This window comes from Bradyrhizobium sp. WYCCWR15520, assembly GCF_056174665.1.
Genome location: NZ_JBWBWM010000053.1, coordinates 24527 through 42437, shown reverse-complemented (window position 1 = coordinate 42437; position 17911 = coordinate 24527). Strand labels below are relative to the sequence as shown.

General features: G+C 59.5%; 15 protein-coding genes and 1 pseudogene. 6 read left to right on the top strand and 10 right to left on the bottom strand.

Going from position 1 to position 17911, the window contains the following annotated elements:
* Window positions 1-92: 92 nt before the first annotated feature.
* The 5 genes from AC0QUY_RS37505 to AC0QUY_RS37485 all read right to left on the bottom strand — a co-directional run bounded on the left by AC0QUY_RS37505 (window position 93) and on the right by AC0QUY_RS37485 (window position 5679).
* Window positions 93-572 carry a hypothetical protein gene (locus tag AC0QUY_RS37505; RefSeq protein WP_161855538.1) on the bottom strand — a complete coding sequence of 160 codons (480 nt, stop codon included), beginning with the start codon at window positions 570-572 and terminating at the stop codon, window positions 93-95.
* A gap of 262 nt (window positions 573-834) precedes the next feature.
* Window positions 835-1662, bottom strand: coding sequence for a hypothetical protein (locus tag AC0QUY_RS37500; protein WP_161855539.1), 828 nt, complete (start codon window positions 1660-1662; stop codon window positions 835-837).
* A 591-nt stretch (window positions 1663-2253) separates the two neighbouring features.
* Entirely contained in the window at window positions 2254-4809 is a 2556-nt protein-coding gene (locus AC0QUY_RS37495; protein ID WP_161855540.1) for a DNA/RNA non-specific endonuclease, read from the bottom strand.
* A gap of 11 nt (window positions 4810-4820) precedes the next feature.
* Window positions 4821-5279 (bottom strand): hypothetical protein, encoded by a 459-nt coding sequence (locus AC0QUY_RS37490; RefSeq protein ID WP_161855541.1) that lies wholly within the window; start codon window positions 5277-5279, stop codon window positions 4821-4823.
* Between the two features lie 136 nt (window positions 5280-5415).
* Window positions 5416-5679 carry a hypothetical protein gene (locus tag AC0QUY_RS37485; protein ID WP_161855542.1) on the bottom strand — a complete coding sequence of 88 codons (264 nt, stop codon included), beginning with the start codon at window positions 5677-5679 and terminating at the stop codon, window positions 5416-5418.
* A gap of 93 nt (window positions 5680-5772) precedes the next feature.
* On the opposite strand from AC0QUY_RS37485, the gene AC0QUY_RS37480 reads away from it, so the two are divergent.
* The 6 genes and pseudogenes from AC0QUY_RS37480 (at window position 5773) to AC0QUY_RS37455 (ending at window position 11519) form a co-directional block, all read left to right on the top strand.
* Window positions 5773-5973 carry a hypothetical protein gene (locus AC0QUY_RS37480; protein WP_475391010.1) on the top strand — a complete coding sequence of 67 codons (201 nt, stop codon included), beginning with the start codon at window positions 5773-5775 and terminating at the stop codon, window positions 5971-5973.
* Window positions 5974-6076: 103 nt separating this feature from the next.
* Window positions 6077-7132, top strand: a pseudogene (locus tag AC0QUY_RS37475) (IS1182 family transposase); the annotation flags it as partial.
* Between the two features lie 100 nt (window positions 7133-7232).
* On the top strand, window positions 7233-7559 hold the full coding sequence (locus AC0QUY_RS37470; RefSeq protein ID WP_474417056.1) for a DUF3616 domain-containing protein: 327 nt from the start codon (window positions 7233-7235) through the stop codon (window positions 7557-7559).
* A 194-nt stretch (window positions 7560-7753) separates the two neighbouring features.
* The gene (locus AC0QUY_RS37465; RefSeq protein WP_161855544.1) at window positions 7754-7921 is read left to right on the top strand and encodes a hypothetical protein; all 168 of its coding nucleotides are present in this window, start codon (window positions 7754-7756) and stop codon (window positions 7919-7921) included.
* 870 nt (window positions 7922-8791) lie between these two features.
* Window positions 8792-9376, top strand: a complete 585-nt coding sequence (locus AC0QUY_RS37460; RefSeq protein ID WP_161855545.1) for a UbiX family flavin prenyltransferase — start codon at window positions 8792-8794, stop codon at window positions 9374-9376.
* Window positions 9377-9875: 499 nt separating this feature from the next.
* Complete coding sequence (locus AC0QUY_RS37455; RefSeq protein WP_161855546.1) at window positions 9876-11519, top strand: GH3 auxin-responsive promoter family protein; 1644 nt, start codon at window positions 9876-9878, stop codon at window positions 11517-11519.
* Window positions 11520-11530: 11 nt separating this feature from the next.
* Here the strand turns inward: AC0QUY_RS37455 and AC0QUY_RS37450 are convergent, their stop codons facing one another.
* From AC0QUY_RS37450 to AC0QUY_RS37430, 5 genes are all read right to left on the bottom strand, one after another.
* The gene (locus tag AC0QUY_RS37450; protein ID WP_475391008.1) at window positions 11531-12706 is read right to left on the bottom strand and encodes a pyridoxal phosphate-dependent aminotransferase; all 1176 of its coding nucleotides are present in this window, start codon (window positions 12704-12706) and stop codon (window positions 11531-11533) included.
* Between the two features lie 502 nt (window positions 12707-13208).
* Complete coding sequence (locus AC0QUY_RS37445; RefSeq protein WP_475391006.1) at window positions 13209-14342, bottom strand: mandelate racemase/muconate lactonizing enzyme family protein; 1134 nt, start codon at window positions 14340-14342, stop codon at window positions 13209-13211.
* Window positions 14323-15153: an alpha/beta hydrolase gene (locus AC0QUY_RS37440; RefSeq protein ID WP_161855549.1), complete on the bottom strand. Its 831-nt coding sequence runs from the start codon at window positions 15151-15153 to the stop codon at window positions 14323-14325. Before AC0QUY_RS37440 ends, AC0QUY_RS37445 begins: the two co-directional genes overlap by 20 nt.
* Before the next feature lie 28 nt (window positions 15154-15181).
* Window positions 15182-16894, bottom strand: a complete 1713-nt coding sequence (locus AC0QUY_RS37435; RefSeq protein WP_161855550.1) for an FAD-binding protein — start codon at window positions 16892-16894, stop codon at window positions 15182-15184.
* Window positions 16891-17817: a phytanoyl-CoA dioxygenase family protein gene (locus AC0QUY_RS37430; RefSeq protein WP_475391004.1), complete on the bottom strand. Its 927-nt coding sequence runs from the start codon at window positions 17815-17817 to the stop codon at window positions 16891-16893. Before AC0QUY_RS37430 ends, AC0QUY_RS37435 begins: the two co-directional genes overlap by 4 nt.
* Between the last annotated feature and the right edge of the window lie 94 nt (window positions 17818-17911).

Genomic DNA, 17911 nt, shown 5'->3' with positions numbered 1-17911 from the left:
GGCGCGTGAAGTCAGTCCCATAGAGCACCTCTTCTCGAATCAGGTGCCCATCAAAGAATCACAAGCGATTCTAGCGACTCAAGTTTTTCGGCTCAGTGCACCTCAAAAAAATGTGGGTAATCGTAAGACGACGAAGCCCCCGTCGGATGCGTACGCTCCATATCGTCGAGCATGCCGACCATTAGCCGGTTTAGCTCGCCACCAGCATTTGCGACTTCGATCAAGCGGGCGATTTCGCGAGGAGGTGTAGGCTTCGGGAAAGATTCAAGATGTGCCCGTGAGGGAACGAGCAAGGCAAGCGAACATATCTCCCGCGGCCCGATCCTGATGTTCGCGGCGGTCGTCTCAAGTCTATCTACTACTATCCGTTCGCGGTCGGGATCTTTAAGAGCGCTGGCCAGAGCGAGTAGCCCCTCCCGCCACGACGGAAAGGGAAGCGAAAGCGTCTCCGCAGCCACAACCGTCCCTCCTGTCCCCGGATTACGGTAGTTGAGACCCGATACTCGTTTGTAGCCGCACAGGTTCGAGGCCCATTCGATCATTGTGAGATCGCGCGCCGCGACGGCCGTCACTCAGGCCGTCCCGCTCTGCGGAGATCGTCGATAAATATCTGAGCCTACTAATGACGCTTCGGCACGAAATATTTAGGTATACGAAAAAGGGGTCAACATCGTGCCGACCTGGCATGACATGATCGGGCATGGAGCCGTAAGGACTGAAAATCATGAGTCCCGTAGATGGAATACACTCAACCCAGCGACCAGTATTTCTCCCGGGTCGGACCGATATGCAGCGCGGCGCGGTCATCGGTGAAGGCTGCTGGCCGTACTTCTCTCAATGAGACATATTGCTAGACTGAGACGTCGGTGGCTTTCCGAAAATGACTCCAATTGCGTCGACAAGCCGATTGATGATGGTCAATACGAGGGTCGTACTAAACCCAAAGACAAACGGCATCAGTAGAGTTGCGGCCGTCTTGGCATCAGTTGCGGCATCACTTGGTGTGTTATTACGAAGCGTCCGAATGAAGGATTCGAAATTCCCAAACCCGAATGGCAATGCCAAAATGAGGCCGAACATCGCGCCCAACAATATCCGGATTACAAGAAGCCTTTTGTTTCCAATATCGAATGTGATGTCCTTTTGAAGCGATAGCGCGTTCATGGAAATGTATGCAATTGAGCCGAGAGCGCCCAGTGCCATGAGCCACGCGATGTAACAATACAAGTGCCATCGCTCATCTATGAAACTGGTTGCGAAGAGAGATGCCACGGCTCCTACCATAATGACTAGCGGCATCCAAATTAACAGGCGTTTGCTCTGGCTGATATAAAACCCGCGCCTGCACGGCTCGCCCAGTAAGGAGTGCAGTTCTTGAAGACGGGTCTCCAATGCACCCCACTCCGCTTCTGTTGGAACACGACCTGTCTCGCGCGACCAGAAGCGCGGTTTTCGTAGTCGGCCGATCTTGCCTACTACAAGCAAGTGCGCCTTTTCAGGCGGAATACTGACACCTTCGCGCTGCATGAAATGACAGAGGTCAGTCAGTGTCGATTGCAACTGATTGAACTTTCGATCATTGATCACGTAGTTTCCATTGACCAGCGTTTCGCTGGGCCTTTGGATTGGATCAGGCTGCATCTGTACGACTACATCGGACATGGACGCCTCCTTTCGCTATTGCCCACAATAATGCCAAACTTCTCATTCAGAAATGTGATCCACCTCACATCCTATTCACCAATCTTTTCACAAACGAGCGAAATCAAGCATCGGGAGCGAATTGTCTTTCCCGCGAAGAGGATCTATGGGCCTTTTTTTCATGGAGCGGCGAACGCCCAGCCTATTAGAGAGCGGTGAACTGGGCGCTGTTCGGCTCATGCGGTTGGAGATGCCGCCGGTATAGCTGATCGCCAGCAACAACTGCGTCCGTGTTTGGGGTGGGCAAGATTAGATACGAAACTTGGGCTTACGACCCTCCGTCTCTCCGTATGGATGCTGGGGCCCAAGGAGATCTCATAACGCAAATCGCGGTTGGTGCCGCGAGCTTGACGAACCGATGGAGCCGCCAGACTCCTGTATGATGCCTGCTTCTTCCATCAGACACGGATGTCTGAAGCAAACCTTCCTTGCTTCCGACGCCCGTCATCTAATTCGCCATGCGCCTTGTCAACAGTACGCTGCCTTAGCCAACTGGTCTCGAGACATCCACACCTCTCTAGCTATACCTACTGTTTCCGTTGTCACGTTGGATTAGCGCTCGTCTTCATTCGTTTTTAACTGGCCGGACCACTCGCAGAACGCCCTGCAGCCAAGGAGATAAAGGATGAGAATGAGCGCAGCTATGATGGGAGTACCGAGCATACCCAAGGCTGGCACCAGTTGAACGAGATAGGCCCCGAGTGTCAGGCCCCCGGCGCCTACGACGGTTTCAGGCGTGGGCGCTTTACCGAGCTTGCTGACTTTCTTGAAGGCGTCATCAACCAGCTTCCGAATTTGGCGTTCGCCGCAGATGTAGTCTCGCAATACCTTCATCAACAATGCGAAGAACCCGCTCTCATGCTGTGCCTCCAGCGCGAGCTGATAGGGATCCGACATTGTCATCCCGCGCTCCGATAACTGATCGACCAGCCATTCGAGCCGTTTCCTCGCTTCCGGGTTCATCTCACCAGCCTCACTGAACTCCCTCGGCGGCTTGAGCTGCCACTCACGGTATGCCGATGTGCGGCGAGATCTCGCCTTCAGCTCTGAAGATACCGCAAAGGGCTCCTTAAGCAGCACGCCAATGAGCCGTCCCAAACGGCGGGCTGCCTTCTCCTTGTCCTTTTCCACGATAATTTCTTCCAGGCTCTGGTGGTACTCTTCCCTGGCAAGCTCATCCAGCTGCGCAGAGCCCGAAATCGAAGTAGCGCCTTGACCAGGAACGGTGAGGGCCTCAGTTAGACCCTCGCGACGGGCAACAGGCGCGACGGCTGCCGAATGATCTGTCGTAGGCTCGGCCGAATGGATCACGACGTCCGACACACGTGTGATCTCAATTTCTTCGTCATCCAGGCTCTCCCGTGCGTCGCGCTGCGGCATCTGATCCCACTCGGTGACCGGGCCGAAGCTGATGTCGAGATCGCGTTCGATCTGGCTGATGCGCTTTTGTCTTATCGAGAACCGCCCCGGATCGATGGCCTCCTCTCGCAAATTCTCGATCAGGTCACGCTGGCTGAGGACGAAGCCGATTGCGCCAGGCGACTCGTTCCGGTCGCGCCAGATTACGATTTTGAAGAATGCCCAGGGTATGAGGGCGTCGTCCAACTTCTTGTCTCGATGGCCAAAAATCGGACCATTGAAGATGGACAGGCGCCTCTGTTGGCCGCCTTGCTCCGATATGAAATTCTCCAAGTCTCCCCACAGATCAAGGTCTGCGCCGGTGAATTCAGTTGATTGATTGAGCAGATAGTGTTGCGGAGCGGCATTAGTGTAGTGAAACGTATCCCAGTTCGCCGCCAAGGCATCATCCTTGTCGCGCCCCCATGCGGCGTCGTCACGTCGCGTAAGGTGCCCTTTGTCGTAGTCATTGTTTAAGTAGTAGGGCGCGCCCAGCTGATTCTCCGAGTCGATGCGAGCATCAAGGCGCCAAGACTTGCTGCCTTCGTCACGCCCGACTGTTTCTGGCGCGTTGAAATTCACATTGCAGGCCGAGAAGTAGGCAAGCCGGCGCTCTTCGTTCATGATTATGCTGAAGCGATGATAGCGAAGCTCGAACGTATCCCGCGGGCGCGCCGGCCGCGGAATTTGCAGGGCGTGTCCGAAGCGCGGACGCGGCTTCATGACAGGAAGCGGGACAGTGGTGCCGAGAAACCGCCGGTCATAGCCGTCGCGGTCAGCATATTCTTCCGGCTCAAGCCTCTCCTCGAGGATTTCGGCCCGCAGACCTGAGCTTCGGATAGGCGCCTGCGACGCCTCTAGGCGTCCAGCCAGCCGGCGCGGCTCGCCAATCGAGACCGATATTCGAAGTGGAACCTCGAGTTCAGCCATTGGTACGATGGCCGGCTGGTCAATGAATGTGGGCCGCCTTTCTTGAGAAAGAGCAGGAAGGCGGCGGCCGACCGGCTCGGCAACCTCGTGGGGCTCGATCGCTTCTTTGCCAACCTCACGGGCTGCCGGCGGTGTCTTCGCCAATACCGGATCTAGCAGCGCCTTCTGCTGTGGCGGCAGCTGCAGCTGGCTAAGGGCTGCGACAAGGGACGAGACCCGGACCCCCTCGTTGGCGCGCCAGGCAATTTCGGAAAGAGACTGGGTGCGTTCGTCCCAAACATGGCCTTCCTTATCCAGCCAGCGCCCGTCGGCGTCCTCGACCGGCACGCCCGTGTGATGAAGAGCGACGACTTCCCACTGGTCATTGAGGACCGGGGAGCCCGACGAACCCTTCTCGGTGTCGGCCTCGTAATGCGGAAACGGGCCAAGCGAGTTCGCTTCCTGGCTGCTGGTTGCGAGGTCGAGCAGCTTGTTATCCCGGACAACGACCTCTTTCTCGCGGCCGAGAGGATGCTGGACGATATTGACGAAGTCCTCCGGGTTGACGGCGATCTTTCCCTGGGCATCGTTGAGCGTAAACCAGCCATACTGCTCGATCGCCGCGCCATGATTGCTCTTCGGAGCAGCGGCGACGATCGCGAAGTCAAGGTTGCGATTATTCAGAAACAGCCGATCCGGCTCGAACGCGAATAGCTGCGGTTGGGGATTAGGCGCATAGCGATTCTGTTCATAATCCATTTGAATGAAGCAGGCTGCGGCCTGCTCCTTCGAACGAAGCACATGCTCATTTGTCAGAAGATGCCGCGCCCGATCAGAAAACCGGTCCCGCGGGCTCGCAGGCCCTGACCCGCGTCAATCAGAATCCGGCCGACGCGACGGCTGGCCTGAATGCCGCGGGCCAAGAACTCGACAGACAGGAAGTTACGAACACCGAGAACGACCTCTTGCACGAGTTGTTCATTGATGTCTTCCGCCGCCAAAGGCGTTGGACGCTTGATCAGCTCTTGCAGGATGGGGTTGTCAGGAGGCCGGCCTTCGCCGGTTGTCTTGCGCACTTCTTCGATGAGCCTGTTCAAACGGAGCGCCAGCCTTGGCGGCGTATCCGCTGCGAGTGCGTCGCCCTCCTCGACCGCCTTGGCCTTCTGGTTTCGGATTTCCGTTCGCTCGCGCCAACGCTTGGCCGCTTCGGATGCCCTCTCTCGCAGGCCGGCATCAAAGTCAGTGTCATTGTCCATTTCTGCTGCCATCATCGTCGCTCCCAGATAGGCTTTCTACGGATCGCTGGAGCAATGCTAAGGAGTTTCGCGCGACTGCTGGCGGTGGCGACGGGTGCTCGATAATCGAGATCGAGGCAGTCCAGGGCCACTGCTGCAGACCGTGAAGCGTTCAGACTGGGCTACCACCGGCGTCGCTGATCACCTGTCGAACCTCGGCCGGCGTCTCGGTAACGTATTGACGGTAACCCATGATCTTGATTGACGATTTTCCGCCACTCTTTCTTTGCCCAGCAGTAATTGGCAGCGGCCCTACGGCGCCAAGCGCATCAAACCAGATCTTTGAGCCGTCCATGGTGGTTAGGCTGGTGAACGGGGAGAGGCCCGTTTTCACAAGGGATGCCACTCGGTCAATGGGCTCCAAGACGAGTTGCATGATCTCCCAATCCACTCGTGTTTGAGGATTGCCGCCTTCATCTCCCTTTTCGCCGGAAGTAGTCCGGCGCGCACGAACAACACGCTTGGGTCAATGCTGACGGCCGTGCCGTCAGGCGCAGTCAGTGTAATCATCGTCCCGTTCCAAAATGCATTAAAAACTGGTTGTGAAAACCAGTATTCGATGTATCCTGCAAAAATACAACCATTACATATTTCCGACCTGAGGATTGCCGGTGACGCGCTCTTTGTCAGCTGCGCCCTTGATGGCGGCAGCCCTGTTTTGCCTTGCTGAGTTGTTCTTCGCGAATTTATCCGCGGCGAAAGAGCAGGAAAGCTGGTCGGCAAAGCACTGGCTTCTGGGCAAGCAGGACAAGAAATCAAAGGACGTAAGCGGCCTTTGCCGTCAGATGGGCCTTCTCGCGACGGCGAGCGTCGCCATCGATGGCAGCAAGTTCAAAGCCGTGAACAACCGGGACAAGAACTTCACACGGGCGAAGGTGGAACGGCGGCGTGCCCAGCTTGAGGAGAGCGTCGCGCGCTATCTGAGCCAACTTGACACGGCCGACAGGCAGGGGCCGACGGAGGCGCTGGCCGCGAAGGTGACGAGGCTCCACGAGAAGCTCACAAAACTGAAGGAGGAGATGGGCAAGCTTGCCGTCTACGAGAGGCAGATGCTTGCGTCACCTGACCAGCAAATCTCGCTGACCGATCCCGACAGCCGTTCGATGGCGACGAGCGGCCGCGGTTCCGGCGTCGTCGGCTACAACGTGCAGGTCGCCGTCGATACCGAGCATCATCTGATTGTGGCGCACGAGGTAACGAACAGCGGTTCAGATCGGGCGCAATTTGCCAATATGGCCAAGCAGGCCAAGGCTGTTCTCGAAACCGAGACGCTCGAGGCCGTTGCCGATCGCGGCTACTTCAGCAGCCTGGAGATCCTCGCGTGTCACGAGGCTGGCATCACGGTAACTCTGCCCAAGCCACAAACGTCGGGTGCCAAGTCAGATGGCCGCTTCGGCAAGCAGGACTTTGTCTATTTGCCAGAGGAGGACGCCTATCGCTGTCCAGCCGGGGAACGACTGCCATATCGCTTTACGAGCGAGGAGGACGGCAAGCGGCTAAGGCGCTACTGGACCACAGCTTGCCAAGCTTGTTCGCTCAAATCGCAGTGCACGACAGGGCCAGAGCGGCGGATTCCACGATGGGAGCATGAGCATCTGCTCGACGCTGTGCAGCGCCTCGATGCAAACCCACAAGCCATGCGCCAGCGTCGAGAGACAGTCGAGCATCCGTTCGGCACGATCAAGGCCCGCATGGGAGCGACACACTTCCTCACCAAAACGCTTCCAAAAGTAGCCGCAGAGATGGCTCTCTCGGTCCTGGCCTACAATCTGACACGGGTCATGAACATCATCGGGACCAAGCCGCTGATGGCTGCGATCGTGGCCTGAGACCGAGCCGGTCCTGCCTGCTCATCGTCTCCCCTCGGAGGGAGTTTTTACACAACCAAGACCAGCCGCCGACGGGACAAAAAGGACGTGACTTCGAGCGATCGACCAGGCTCAGGGAGGTCTTTGCGTCGCGCCCTTTGTCGACCAGCGGCTCGAAGAGAACGGCTTGACGATCGAGGGAATTGCGATCAGGGACGAGCGTCTGTCTGCCGGACTCCGCGGGCCCGTGCTGGATGGCAATCGCGCCGTTGTGGTCGCCGTCGACATCGATGTATTGTTCGGGGGTACGGGGACCGCTCACCGCCTTTTCCGGCTTTCCCTTGGCGACGGACGCGGCGTTCGTAATCTTGCAAGCTTTGGCGAGTGGATCCTGATCCTAGCGGGACCGGCTGCGGATGGCCCAGGCAGCTACGCGGTCTATGCGTAGGATGGCGATAGCGAAAACGTCACGCTCCTGTATGAGCTATCCTTTAGTCCTGCTCGAAAGCCGGAAGCTCTGCTGCCTCTGGAAAAACGTGGCTCCAAGCTACGCGTTCTGATCATGTTCGATGGCGACAAGGAAGGCGCTCCGACCCCGGTCAGTGTCTCGGCGCCATGACGTATCACGCGTAGAGGACTCACATGAGACTGCTTTATTTCATCGCAGCCGCACTCCTGGTTCAGGTCGAAGCCGCACTCGCATGGGGCCAGGAAGGCCACTGGATCGTCGCCGAGATCGCGGCGCGTCGTCTAGTACCGAGAGCTAAAGAAGTTGCAAGAAAAGGTCCGTCAAAGGGAAGCAAGGAATAAGTCCCGGCGGTCGATTGAAAGGCACTCGGTGAAGCTTCCCGAATTGCAAAAGGGCATGAGGTCGATTGGTGGATCGATCGTGCAGACATCGGCACGCGCTTTTGGTTTGAAGATGCAAAAGCAAAAAAGGCCTTCGCGGGTACCTGCGACAACTTCAGCGTTCGATGCCGAGACGACTAGCCCAAACCCCGGCGCTCGCGCGGAGACCTGGGGACGTTGGTCCGCGTTCAGGCCATGCTCGTACGAGCAATGTTCGAGCTGATGCTTGCTTGCTCATATACGGCCAAACAGATCCCGCTAATAGCGCGTAACGAGTGGGGCTTCCGCACGCCCAAGAAGAAACGGTCGGGAGGCACGGCGCTCGCACTTCGCTCGGTCGACCGTCTTCTGACTAACCCATTCTGTGCGGCTATCATAGTCTGGGGCGGACAGACGTATCCGGGCTAGCACGAGCCGATCGTTACAATCGACGAGTTCGAGCACCTGCGGCTGCTGTTGCAGCGAGCGGGTCGAGCTCGAGCGGCGCGGTAAAGACGGGCAGTGCCCGGCAACCGAACGCCGATACGCAGCCAAGCTTCCATGGCGATGGTCAGGGCTCTAGGAAGAAAAATTTGGATCGTGGGATTATGGGGCGAGGTTCTGCGATCTTCCAGATGTGCGATACACAGGCAACCAGCATCACTCCAAAATTTGGTAGGTTGAAATTAGTTGGTCTGAGACCTTTAATAACTAGTAATCAAGCGACGTGCAGTTGGAAGCAGGTTCGAAGGCTGAGATCAAACGTGCCGAAAGAACTGTCCGAACCCCGAGGTCTGTCGCTAACCTAAAATCGCATTGCTATCCATGATCTGAGACAGTTTCGGCCTGGCCATGAGTCTTCCCATTATTGTTGGCATAAGCGGCGCTTCCGGCATTTTTTACGGCATCCGACTTCTAGAAGTTCTGAAGCATAATGGGATTTCTACACATCTAATCATCTCTAGATCTGCGATGCAGACGCTGAAACAAGAGCTCGATGTTTCTATCGCGGACGTAGTAGCGTTGGCCGAAACCACCTACCAAAACCCTGACCTTGGCGCAGCAGTCTCGTCGGGCTCGTTTAAGGCCCGCGGAATGGTGATCATTCCGTGTTCAATCCGGACGTTGTCCGATATAGCGCACGGTACTACGGGTACTTTACTCAGTCGTGCAGCCGATGTTACCCTAAAGGAACGGCGCCGGCTCGTACTCGTCGTGCGAGAAGCGCCACTGCACTCCGGGCACCTGCGCAGCATGTTGGCAGCTACCGAGAACGGTGCAATCATTTTTCCACCTGTTCCAGCGTTTTACTCGCGTCCCAAGACAATTGATGATGTTGTCAATCACACAGTGGGGCGCTGCCTAGATCTTTTCGATATCGATGTTGGACTCGTGAGGCGCTGGCGCGGGACGTCTGATGCTTTATCAGCGCTGTGAAGGAAGACGACTGGACTTCTCATGAATGAAAATTGAGATCCGGGTGTTCCGCAGGAGCGTTGGATATGGGTCAAGTAAATCCCTGTTGCTTATTTGTATATTCACCAGGCCATTGGCGGCGAGATCAAGCGATGAAGGGGCCGCTTGACACGTGGTGCGTGCGATACACGGACAGGGCGGAGATCGAGTGCCGCTGCCGCGACCACGATCATCGTGTCGCTGCAAACGCAGCAATCGCTTGTAGTTAGAGACTAGCCACAACGCACCTTATACCCTGCCCGATTTGGGTGCAGGATAGAGCGAGAGCAGCATCCCTCGTTCAACAGAGGCTCAAGGCGGGGACCCGGGACGAATGACAAGATCCGCATGGATGCCTCGTCGGTCATTACATAACGGACTAGGCGGGCCGCTCCACAGAAGTGTCAGTGCTCGCGTTCCCGCGGCCGTCCCTCCGTTATGGTTGTAGACTTGGATCACTGATTGAGAAGGGGCCTCCAACTTGTCTACGACTCGTGATATCCACGCCTTCCTCACGATCTTGAACCGTCCCGAGCTCGTGCAAGAGGAATGCCTGCTGCAGCGGATCGTCGCTCCCAATGCAGACTGCCGCTACGGGCGCAGATACCGGTTCGGCAAAATCGTGACGGTCGGGGACTATCGCCGCAACGTTCCCATTGTGACCTACACGAATGTCGAGCCGTGGATCGCACGGATAGCAGCGGGAGAGCCCCGCGTCTTGACCCGTGAGCCGGTGCGCCTGTTCTTCAAAACGAGCGGCTCGACGGGCACGGCCAAGATCGTCCCGGTAACCGCAAGTTTCATTACCGACAAGTCGCGCGCTTTCGGACTGTACTGGAGCGCATTGTTTCACGGCCATCCGGCGGCTGCGATTGGGCGCGTCGTCGGCAATTTCTCCGACAGCGGCGGCGCCACGGGGACGCCTTGCGGGCTGCCGGTCACGTCGGAAGGCGCGTTCTGGAATGGAGTGGGGGCGGTAGCGCAACGGCGCGGCCGCTCACCGATTCCGCAATGTGTCAGCGCCATCAGCGATCCGGACGCCCGATACTACACAGTCGCGCGCATTCTGCTCGAAGAGAACATATCGTTACTGATGGCGCTCAATCCCAGTACGTTGCTCATCCTTTTCCGCAAGCTCCATCTGTTTGCCGATGACTTGCTGAGGGACATCGCGCGCGGCGGATTGAATGCCGGATTCCGGGTCGGCGCCGAGGTGCACGCGCATGTGAGCGAGACCTATCGGGGCTGCACGGCCCGCGCCGAGCAACTTCGTGAGCTTCTGAGCCGGCCCGAACCGCGCGCGACCGCACGCGAGATCTGGCCTTCGCTACAGCTCGTGGTTTCATGGCGGAGCCCGATGCAGCTGCCTTATCTGCAGCTGCTCGCCGACTATCTCGGCCCCGTGCCCCAGCGCGACTATCTCCTTATGGCCTCCGAGGGCGTCATTGCTGTTCCCATCGAGGACGAGATGAGTGGTGGTGTGCTCGCCACGCCCATTCATTTCTATGAGTTCATTGCAGAGGAGGATATTAGCCGCGCGGATCCGCCAACGCGGCTTGCGACGGAACTCGAAGTCGGCCGAAGCTATGTGGTGGTGCTCAGCACTAGCGCCGGCCTTTATCGGTATAATATCGGCGACGTTGTCCGGGTGCGCGCCATACAGGACCGCACGCCGGTCATCGAGTTCCTGCATCGTAGCGGCGCGACTTGCTCGCTTACCGGCGAAAAGCTGACCGAACACCAGGTTGTGGCGGCAATGAGAGCCGCAACCGATTTGCACGGAATCACGCTCGAGGATTTCACGCTGCATCCCTCAGTCGGTGGTTTTCCGCGATACATTCTGCTCATCGAGCCATCGGCTGGCAGCGATTGGATCCCGCCGGCGTTCCTAGCCGCGTTCGAACGCGAGCTTTGCGCGCGCAACATCGAGTATGACGCGAAGCGTCGCTCGATGCGCCTCGCTGCGCCCGAGTTGTGGGTGACCGACCCAGGAGCCTATGCCGAATTGCGGCGGCGGCGCATCAGCGCGGGCGCCAATGATGCCCAAATCAAGCCCGTCCATCTGACGCGGGATCCCTCCTTTTCGGCCGGCCTCGCCATTCGTCAGACGTTCGTCACATCCTGATGCCATGCCTTCTATGCGCCGTCGCACGCAGTGCGAAACGCGCGCTCAAAGCTAGGCAATGCACGAACGATGACATCGCTGTCGACCGCCAGTGAAATTCGTATGTGGCCCGGCATGCCAAACCCGGTACCCGGGACGGTGAGCACACCTTCGCGAGCGAGCAATCCGACAAAGGCGACGTCGTCGGGGATTGGTGTCCGCGGGAATACGTAGAAGGTGCCCTGCGGTTTTAGGCATTCGTAGCCGATCCGTCTCAGTGCCTCGTACATCAAGTCGCGCTTGTCGCGATAGGGCGCGACGTCGACTGAGAGATTGCCCACATCGGCGACGACCCACTGCCACAAGGCTGGAGCATTCACGAACCCGAGTACGCGATTGGTGAAGCTGCAGGCCTCGAACAGCGCCGGGGTCTCCGGCATACGCGGCGAGAACGCGACATAGCCGATGCGCTCGCCTGCGAGCGCCAAGGACTTGGACCAGGATGTCACCACAATCGCGCGCGTCACCAGTGTGGCGACTTCAGGCACCACCACGCCATCGAATACCAGCGTCTTATACGGCTCGTCGCTGATCACCACGATGGGCCGGCCAACGCGCTCGAGCATCGTCTCGAGATCGCGGAAGGTGGAGGCTGGATAGATGACGCCGCTGGGATTGTTCGGAGAGTTAATCAGAATAGCCTTAGTACGCGGGGTGATCGCTGCCGCGATCCGGCCGACATCTAGTGTCAGATCGTCGCGAGGTGCAACGACGACGAGGCGCCCTCGGTAATTCTCCACGTAATAGAGGTAGTCGAAAAAGAAAGGCGCAGTGACGATCACCTCATCACCTTCATCCAGCAACGCCCTCAGCACGACATTGAGGGCGGCGCCGGCACCAGCGGTCATGATGACGTGATCGGCTGTATAGACCAGGCCTGTTGCCGCACTCAAACGCCGCGCCACCGCCGCGCGCACAGCATCGTGACCTGCATTTGGCGTATAGGCATGCCGGTGTAGCTCGGTGCTGTCGAGCGCCCGCCGCGCCGCCGCCATCACCGAGGGCGGTGGCTCGATTTCGGGATTGCCCAGTGCGAAGTCGAAGACTTGGCCAAGCCCGCGCTCCCGCTTGAGCCGAGCCCCGTCCTCGAACATGCGCCTGATCCAGGAGGCCTTGCTGAGATTGTCGGCGACGGACCGGCAGATCATGGCCAAACCTGTGCGGCTTCGGCCGGTCTTTCTTGTGAGGCGCGGCCATCGCAAAGGTTCGGCGCGAGGAAGCGCTCAGTAGATGGTCTCATGGTGTCACCTCCGTGACAAACAACGTCAACTCTGGCAAGCTGCATGGCGGCGGCACAGCGACGCTGGTTAAAGAATCCACCGGCCCGGCGTCACCACCGATCTGCACTTTTCCCATCTCAGCGGCGAGTCGGTGCCGATCGATGGCTCTGTGGCATCCAGCGAGCTGACACTAGCACTGCCGAAGTCACGCTGACCGGCGAGTCCATTGCGATCGCTCGCGGACAGATTGGGAAGTGTTTCAGTCCGGCTTCGAGAGAGGACGCGTCCCCCGTGCGGTAGAGCAGCACGGCCAATGGCCGGCGGCCGAAGCAAAGCCGCGATCAGCCATACCAAGGGGTCCATCAACGGGACACGCTCAGGGGCACCGCCTAGCCAAGCGGCTAATCCCGGCCGACCAGGCTTCCGCGCTTTATCTAGTTGGGCCATGATTTTCACCCAGCATGGTGAACCTGGAAATGCGGTCACGCGAGACACGTACCCCGAGCCCGGATGCCGAGATCGGAGCGTGCACCGCCGCGTGCGGTTCCTCTAGAACGTCGTTGGCGAGAAGCCATGCATTCTGTCCCTTGCCGTCGAGCCAGTCGAAACCATGTACGAAGCGGCCGAACAGCTCGGCGAGACGTGTGAGGATACCGCTCTCCCCTACCATCGTTCCAAGATGGCAGCGCAGCCCATTCGCCTGCGCGCGCTCGACGAGACGCAACGCGCCGAGGAGGCCTCCGCATTTGGCCAGCCGGATGTTGAAGATGTCCGCGGCACGCTCCTCGATCAACCGATCCGCGTCCTCCCCTGTGCACAGCCCTTCGTCTGCGACCACCGGAATGCCGGTCTCCTGTCGGATGCGTCGAGCGCCGACGAAATCGTACGGCGCCAGCGGCTGCTCAACCGACGCGAGCGGGATCGCCCTCATGGAACGCAAACGACGGACTGCCTCGGCAGCCGATTCCCACGCGGCATTGGCATCGATTCGCAGCGGCGCGCCGAGCGCCTCGGCTACGATGGTGAGCCGCTCGACATCATCGACCAGGCCGACCTTCATTTTAACGTGCCGCGTATGGCGCAGCCGCATTACCGCAGCGTGTCGCGGCAGGGCCTCGGTCGTCACGTCAAAGCCAATCACCGTCCCGGCCGGCAGCGGCGGCCCGGCTTTTCTGCCAAGGACCTTACCGAGAGCGAACCCAAAGGCGTGTCCTGCCAGGTCGAGGAGCGCGGTCTCGAACCCGCAGAAGGTCGCCAGGTGACGACCCGCATGATCGAGCTCGCGATGAAGATGGGTGACCACACTGGTGCGATCGTCGAAGTGCCGTCCGGTAAAGCGCGCACCCATGGCCGGGCCGAGCGTGGTCAGCACGCTCTCGACGGTCTCGCCGGTCACATAGTCGCGGGGAAGGATTTCGCCAAAGCCCGCAAGTCCGGTTTGACAGCGCAGCACGACAATGATTGCGTGCGACTCTCTTCGCCGGTAGCGCGCATGGCTAAATGGTGCTCTCAGCGGCAGTCGAACAGGATGGAGCTCGAATCGCTCAACCTGCATGACGTACATCCGCCGGGTCGCCGACGATCGCGGTGAACGACGCAACTGCGTCGGCAAGCTGGTCCGGTGCCTCGAACTGCAACCCATGCGAGCCGCAGATCTCCTTGATCGTGACCGCGGATCGCCTGAGCGCAGCGAAAGTTCGGCGCGTATGGAAATTGTCAGTCGCCTCATCCGTGCCAGCGAGCACCAGCAGCATCGGCAGATCGAGTTGACCAAGGCGCAACTTGGCGCCGACCCCGAGTTTTCGCATAATGTTGTGGAACCTCGGCGTGATCAGCCGGCAGCGCAACTCGTCGGCCTCAATCGCCGCAAGATGGGGGCCGCGGGTGAACATGTCCTCGGTGATCGGGATCGCAAGGGCACCACAGTGCGGGTGACGCGCGATCGCATCCTGCCGTTTCATCGCTGCTGTAACTGCCTCAGAGGGATGAAGACCAGGCGCTATCAGGACCAAGCTTGCAAGCTCCTGCTGGCACGTGGCCGCCACGTTGACAGCTAGCACGGCGCCCCAGCACCAGCCGGCGAGATGCACCGGACGCCCCTCGCTCCGCTCGGCAGCAATGATGCGTCTCACATCGTCAACCAGCATCCTCGCGGATGGCGCATCGCCCCGGCCCTCCTCGTTGAGGCCCGAACCGCGGCGATCCGCACCGATGATCTTCAGGCCGGCCTCGCCGAGATGGTCTGCGAGCGGTTGAAACCAGCCGGAATGGCTCATCACACCGTGCAGGAGGATCAAGGTGGCGCGCAGGGCCTCGTCTGCCGGCCACACCCGATAGCGCAGCGAATAGCCGTCCGCGCCTACGACGGATCGCACGGAGGATCTCAACAACGTCGCGCGCATATCACCCCCATGGTAGGATACGCAAATCGCCTGCCTGCCCGAACCACGTCCGATCGGTGCGGCGTGTCTCCAGGCGGAGCTGGCCATCGTCAAGAGCGGCGAAGATATTCGTCAGCCAATCCGCATCATTCCTGTCCGGATAGTCCGCGCGATAATGTGAGCCGCGGCTCTCGGTGCGCAACATCGCAGCGCGGATGATGACCTCGGCTATATCGAGCAGGTTGCGGTGCTCCAGCGCGAGCATGCAATCCATCGGCTCGAACGTGCGAATGCCCGTGGCGAGCCGCTCGCGATCGTCGGCGACATACTGCAGGGCCCTTGCAAGACTCTCTTCGTCCTTCTCGACCAGCAGCTCCGCCCACATCTTTTGCTGAAGGGGGCGCAGCAGATCGCCCGGGCGCGCCGGCCCCTTGGCCTCAGCAAGACGCGCTAGCGGTTCGTGGAGCAACCGATCGAGCAGGCCCGAGTGGACACCGAGATCAGGCTCTTCGCGCGCCACTTCGGCGGCCTTACGGCCAGCGCGAAAACCGAACACCTGCGAGCCGCCGAGCATAGTGCCGCCGAGCCGATCCGCGCCCTGATAACCCATCGTCTCGCCGGCAGCGAACAGGCCGCGGACCCGTGTCTCTCCATGGGAGTCGACACGTGCGCCACCATTGCAGGTGTGGTGGTGATTCTGAACCTGCAACAGGTCCCGGTTGAGGTCGATATCAAACTGCGCCATGTAATTGACAAACATCTCGGGCAGGAAGGCGCGTCGCGCCAACGAAAGATCAAGGTACACGCCATCATGCGGGCCTGCACGCCCTGCGAGCGCCTCGCCGTGAATGGCACGGTCGAGGTGGATGGCGGCATCGCGGCAACTGACGGGCCAGTGCAGCGCCTTGCACCGCGATACCTCTTCGAGGGTGACACCGTCCAGCAGATACTGCTGGACGAAGGACTTGCCGTCACGATTGAACAGACGGAAGGGCTCCGGCATGTCGTAGAGCATCACCATCGCCTGGCTCGGCCAAGTCGTCGCTAGACCCTGCTGCATGAATTCCATATTAAACAGCTCGGCTCCGGCGCGCAGCACCATGGCGTAGCCGTCCCCGGTGTTGCCTGGCGGATTGAAGCTGTACCGGAAGAGCTGCCCGACCCCGCCCGTCGCAAGCACGACCGCACCGGCCCGGACCAGGAACGGCTCGCCCCAATCGTCAATGCCAACAGCGCCGAAACACCGGCCGGCCTCGACCAGCATGTCAATCACATTGGCATGCTCGAGCACGGTGGTCTTTGTATGCTCGATCACTGCCTTCTGAATAGCAACGATGTTGTTGGTGCCACTGGATGCCGCTACGGCCGGCATGACGGCCAGGACCTTGTTCTGGAACTGAACACCCATGGCGCGCAATCGCTTGATTGCTTCCGGCGCCTCGTCGACATAGATGCGACACAGCTCGGCATCGGCCATGCCCAAGCCTGCCTGGATCATGTCTTGATGGACCAGATCGGGTGGATTGAACAGCCCACCTTTTGGCCCGACCGTGCGGATGGTCCAGAAATCGGCCAGCGGGTTCGACGTCGCGCCCGCGCCACGCAACCCTGGTACGCCGAAGCGTCCCTTCACCGCTAGGATTGTCCGCGCGCCACTCTCATGGGCGCTGATGGCAGCCGCGGTCGCCGCCCCACCTCCGCCCACGATCAGAACATCGGTCGTGTAGGTTTTCACGATGCACATTCCCGAGCGCTGCGGACCGAGCGCAGGTGATGCACTGCCATGCCGTTGACCTCCCGCGGGTGGAGTTCGGTCGGCCGGCCGTACTGAACATATCCATAGGAGCGGGGAATGTAGTGAGCAGTCAGCGAGCTGCGTGAGTGCTGCGGGGCGTCGGGCTTCAGACTGCCGTGCAGCACCCGCGAGCTCCACAGCACCACGTCACCTTTTTGAAGGGCCGGCGAATAGAACGATACGCCCGCGAGACCTCGCGCCAACAACCGCGCGTGCTTGATGCGCAACGCCGCATTTGTTTCCTCGCTGTTATAGTTGAAGGTGCGCGCGGTGTGCTCCGATAGCTCCTCGTATTGCTTCCAGAAAGTGCGCAGAGGAGCAAAGCCTGGCGCGTCGGTACCGAGAAGCTGGCTCTGCGGCAAAAGATAGAAGCGGCCGGCGCCGGCATGAATGTCCTCAAGCGCGTACCAGCCTGCGATCATCGCACCGGGAATGGACGCATCCATGAAATGTCCGTCTGCATGGGTGATGGTCCCGCGCGCACTAGACTCGAAGTACATTGATTCAACGCAGGTGACCCGCTCGCCAGCGAGGATACGTAGGACGCGCTGAACGTTCTGGTGCGTCAGCACTGAGAGGCTGTCGCGACGGAACTTGGTGAACTGCTCATCGCTCAGATCCTGAACGCTGAGGATCGGATTGATCATATGACCATTGGCAGAGAAGCGATGTGCTTCCCTGCGCGTGGTGAGCTGGCGCAAGATCAGTCCGCGATACGGCTTGACCTCGGAGTGGAAGGCCGCAACGACGTCGTCGGCGCGCTCGGCAGGAATGAGGCCTCGTGCAATCACATAACCCTGATCTCGATAATGCGCGGCAAACGCCTCCTCGTCCCCCCAGTCTGCACCTCGGCCCGGCACCATTTCGATATCTACCGGCAAGCCTTCCTTTGTCTTCCCTATTGTAATCGTTTCCATGTGCAGCCTCGCTTTCTCTCATTCGAAATGCGCGGGCCCA

Coding starts and splice junctions, on each gene's coding strand:
- AC0QUY_RS37500 (WP_161855539.1), bottom strand. CDS start 1,662: ATGTCCGATGTAGTCGTACAGATGCAGCCTGATCCAATCCAAAGGCCC.
- AC0QUY_RS37490 (WP_161855541.1), bottom strand. CDS start 5,279: ATGATGGCAGCAGAAATGGACAATGACACTGACTTTGATGCCGGCCTG.
- AC0QUY_RS37485 (WP_161855542.1), bottom strand. CDS start 5,679: ATGCAACTCGTCTTGGAGCCCATTGACCGAGTGGCATCCCTTGTGAAA.
- AC0QUY_RS37480 (WP_475391010.1), top strand. CDS start 5,773: ATGCTGACGGCCGTGCCGTCAGGCGCAGTCAGTGTAATCATCGTCCCG.
- AC0QUY_RS37465 (WP_161855544.1), top strand. CDS start 7,754: ATGAGACTGCTTTATTTCATCGCAGCCGCACTCCTGGTTCAGGTCGAA.
- AC0QUY_RS37460 (WP_161855545.1), top strand. CDS start 8,792: ATGAGTCTTCCCATTATTGTTGGCATAAGCGGCGCTTCCGGCATTTTT.
- AC0QUY_RS37450 (WP_475391008.1), bottom strand. CDS start 12,706: ATGATCTGCCGGTCCGTCGCCGACAATCTCAGCAAGGCCTCCTGGATC.
- AC0QUY_RS37445 (WP_475391006.1), bottom strand. CDS start 14,342: ATGTACGTCATGCAGGTTGAGCGATTCGAGCTCCATCCTGTTCGACTG.
- AC0QUY_RS37430 (WP_475391004.1), bottom strand. CDS start 17,817: ATGGTGCCGGGCCGAGGTGCAGACTGGGGGGACGAGGAGGCGTTTGCC.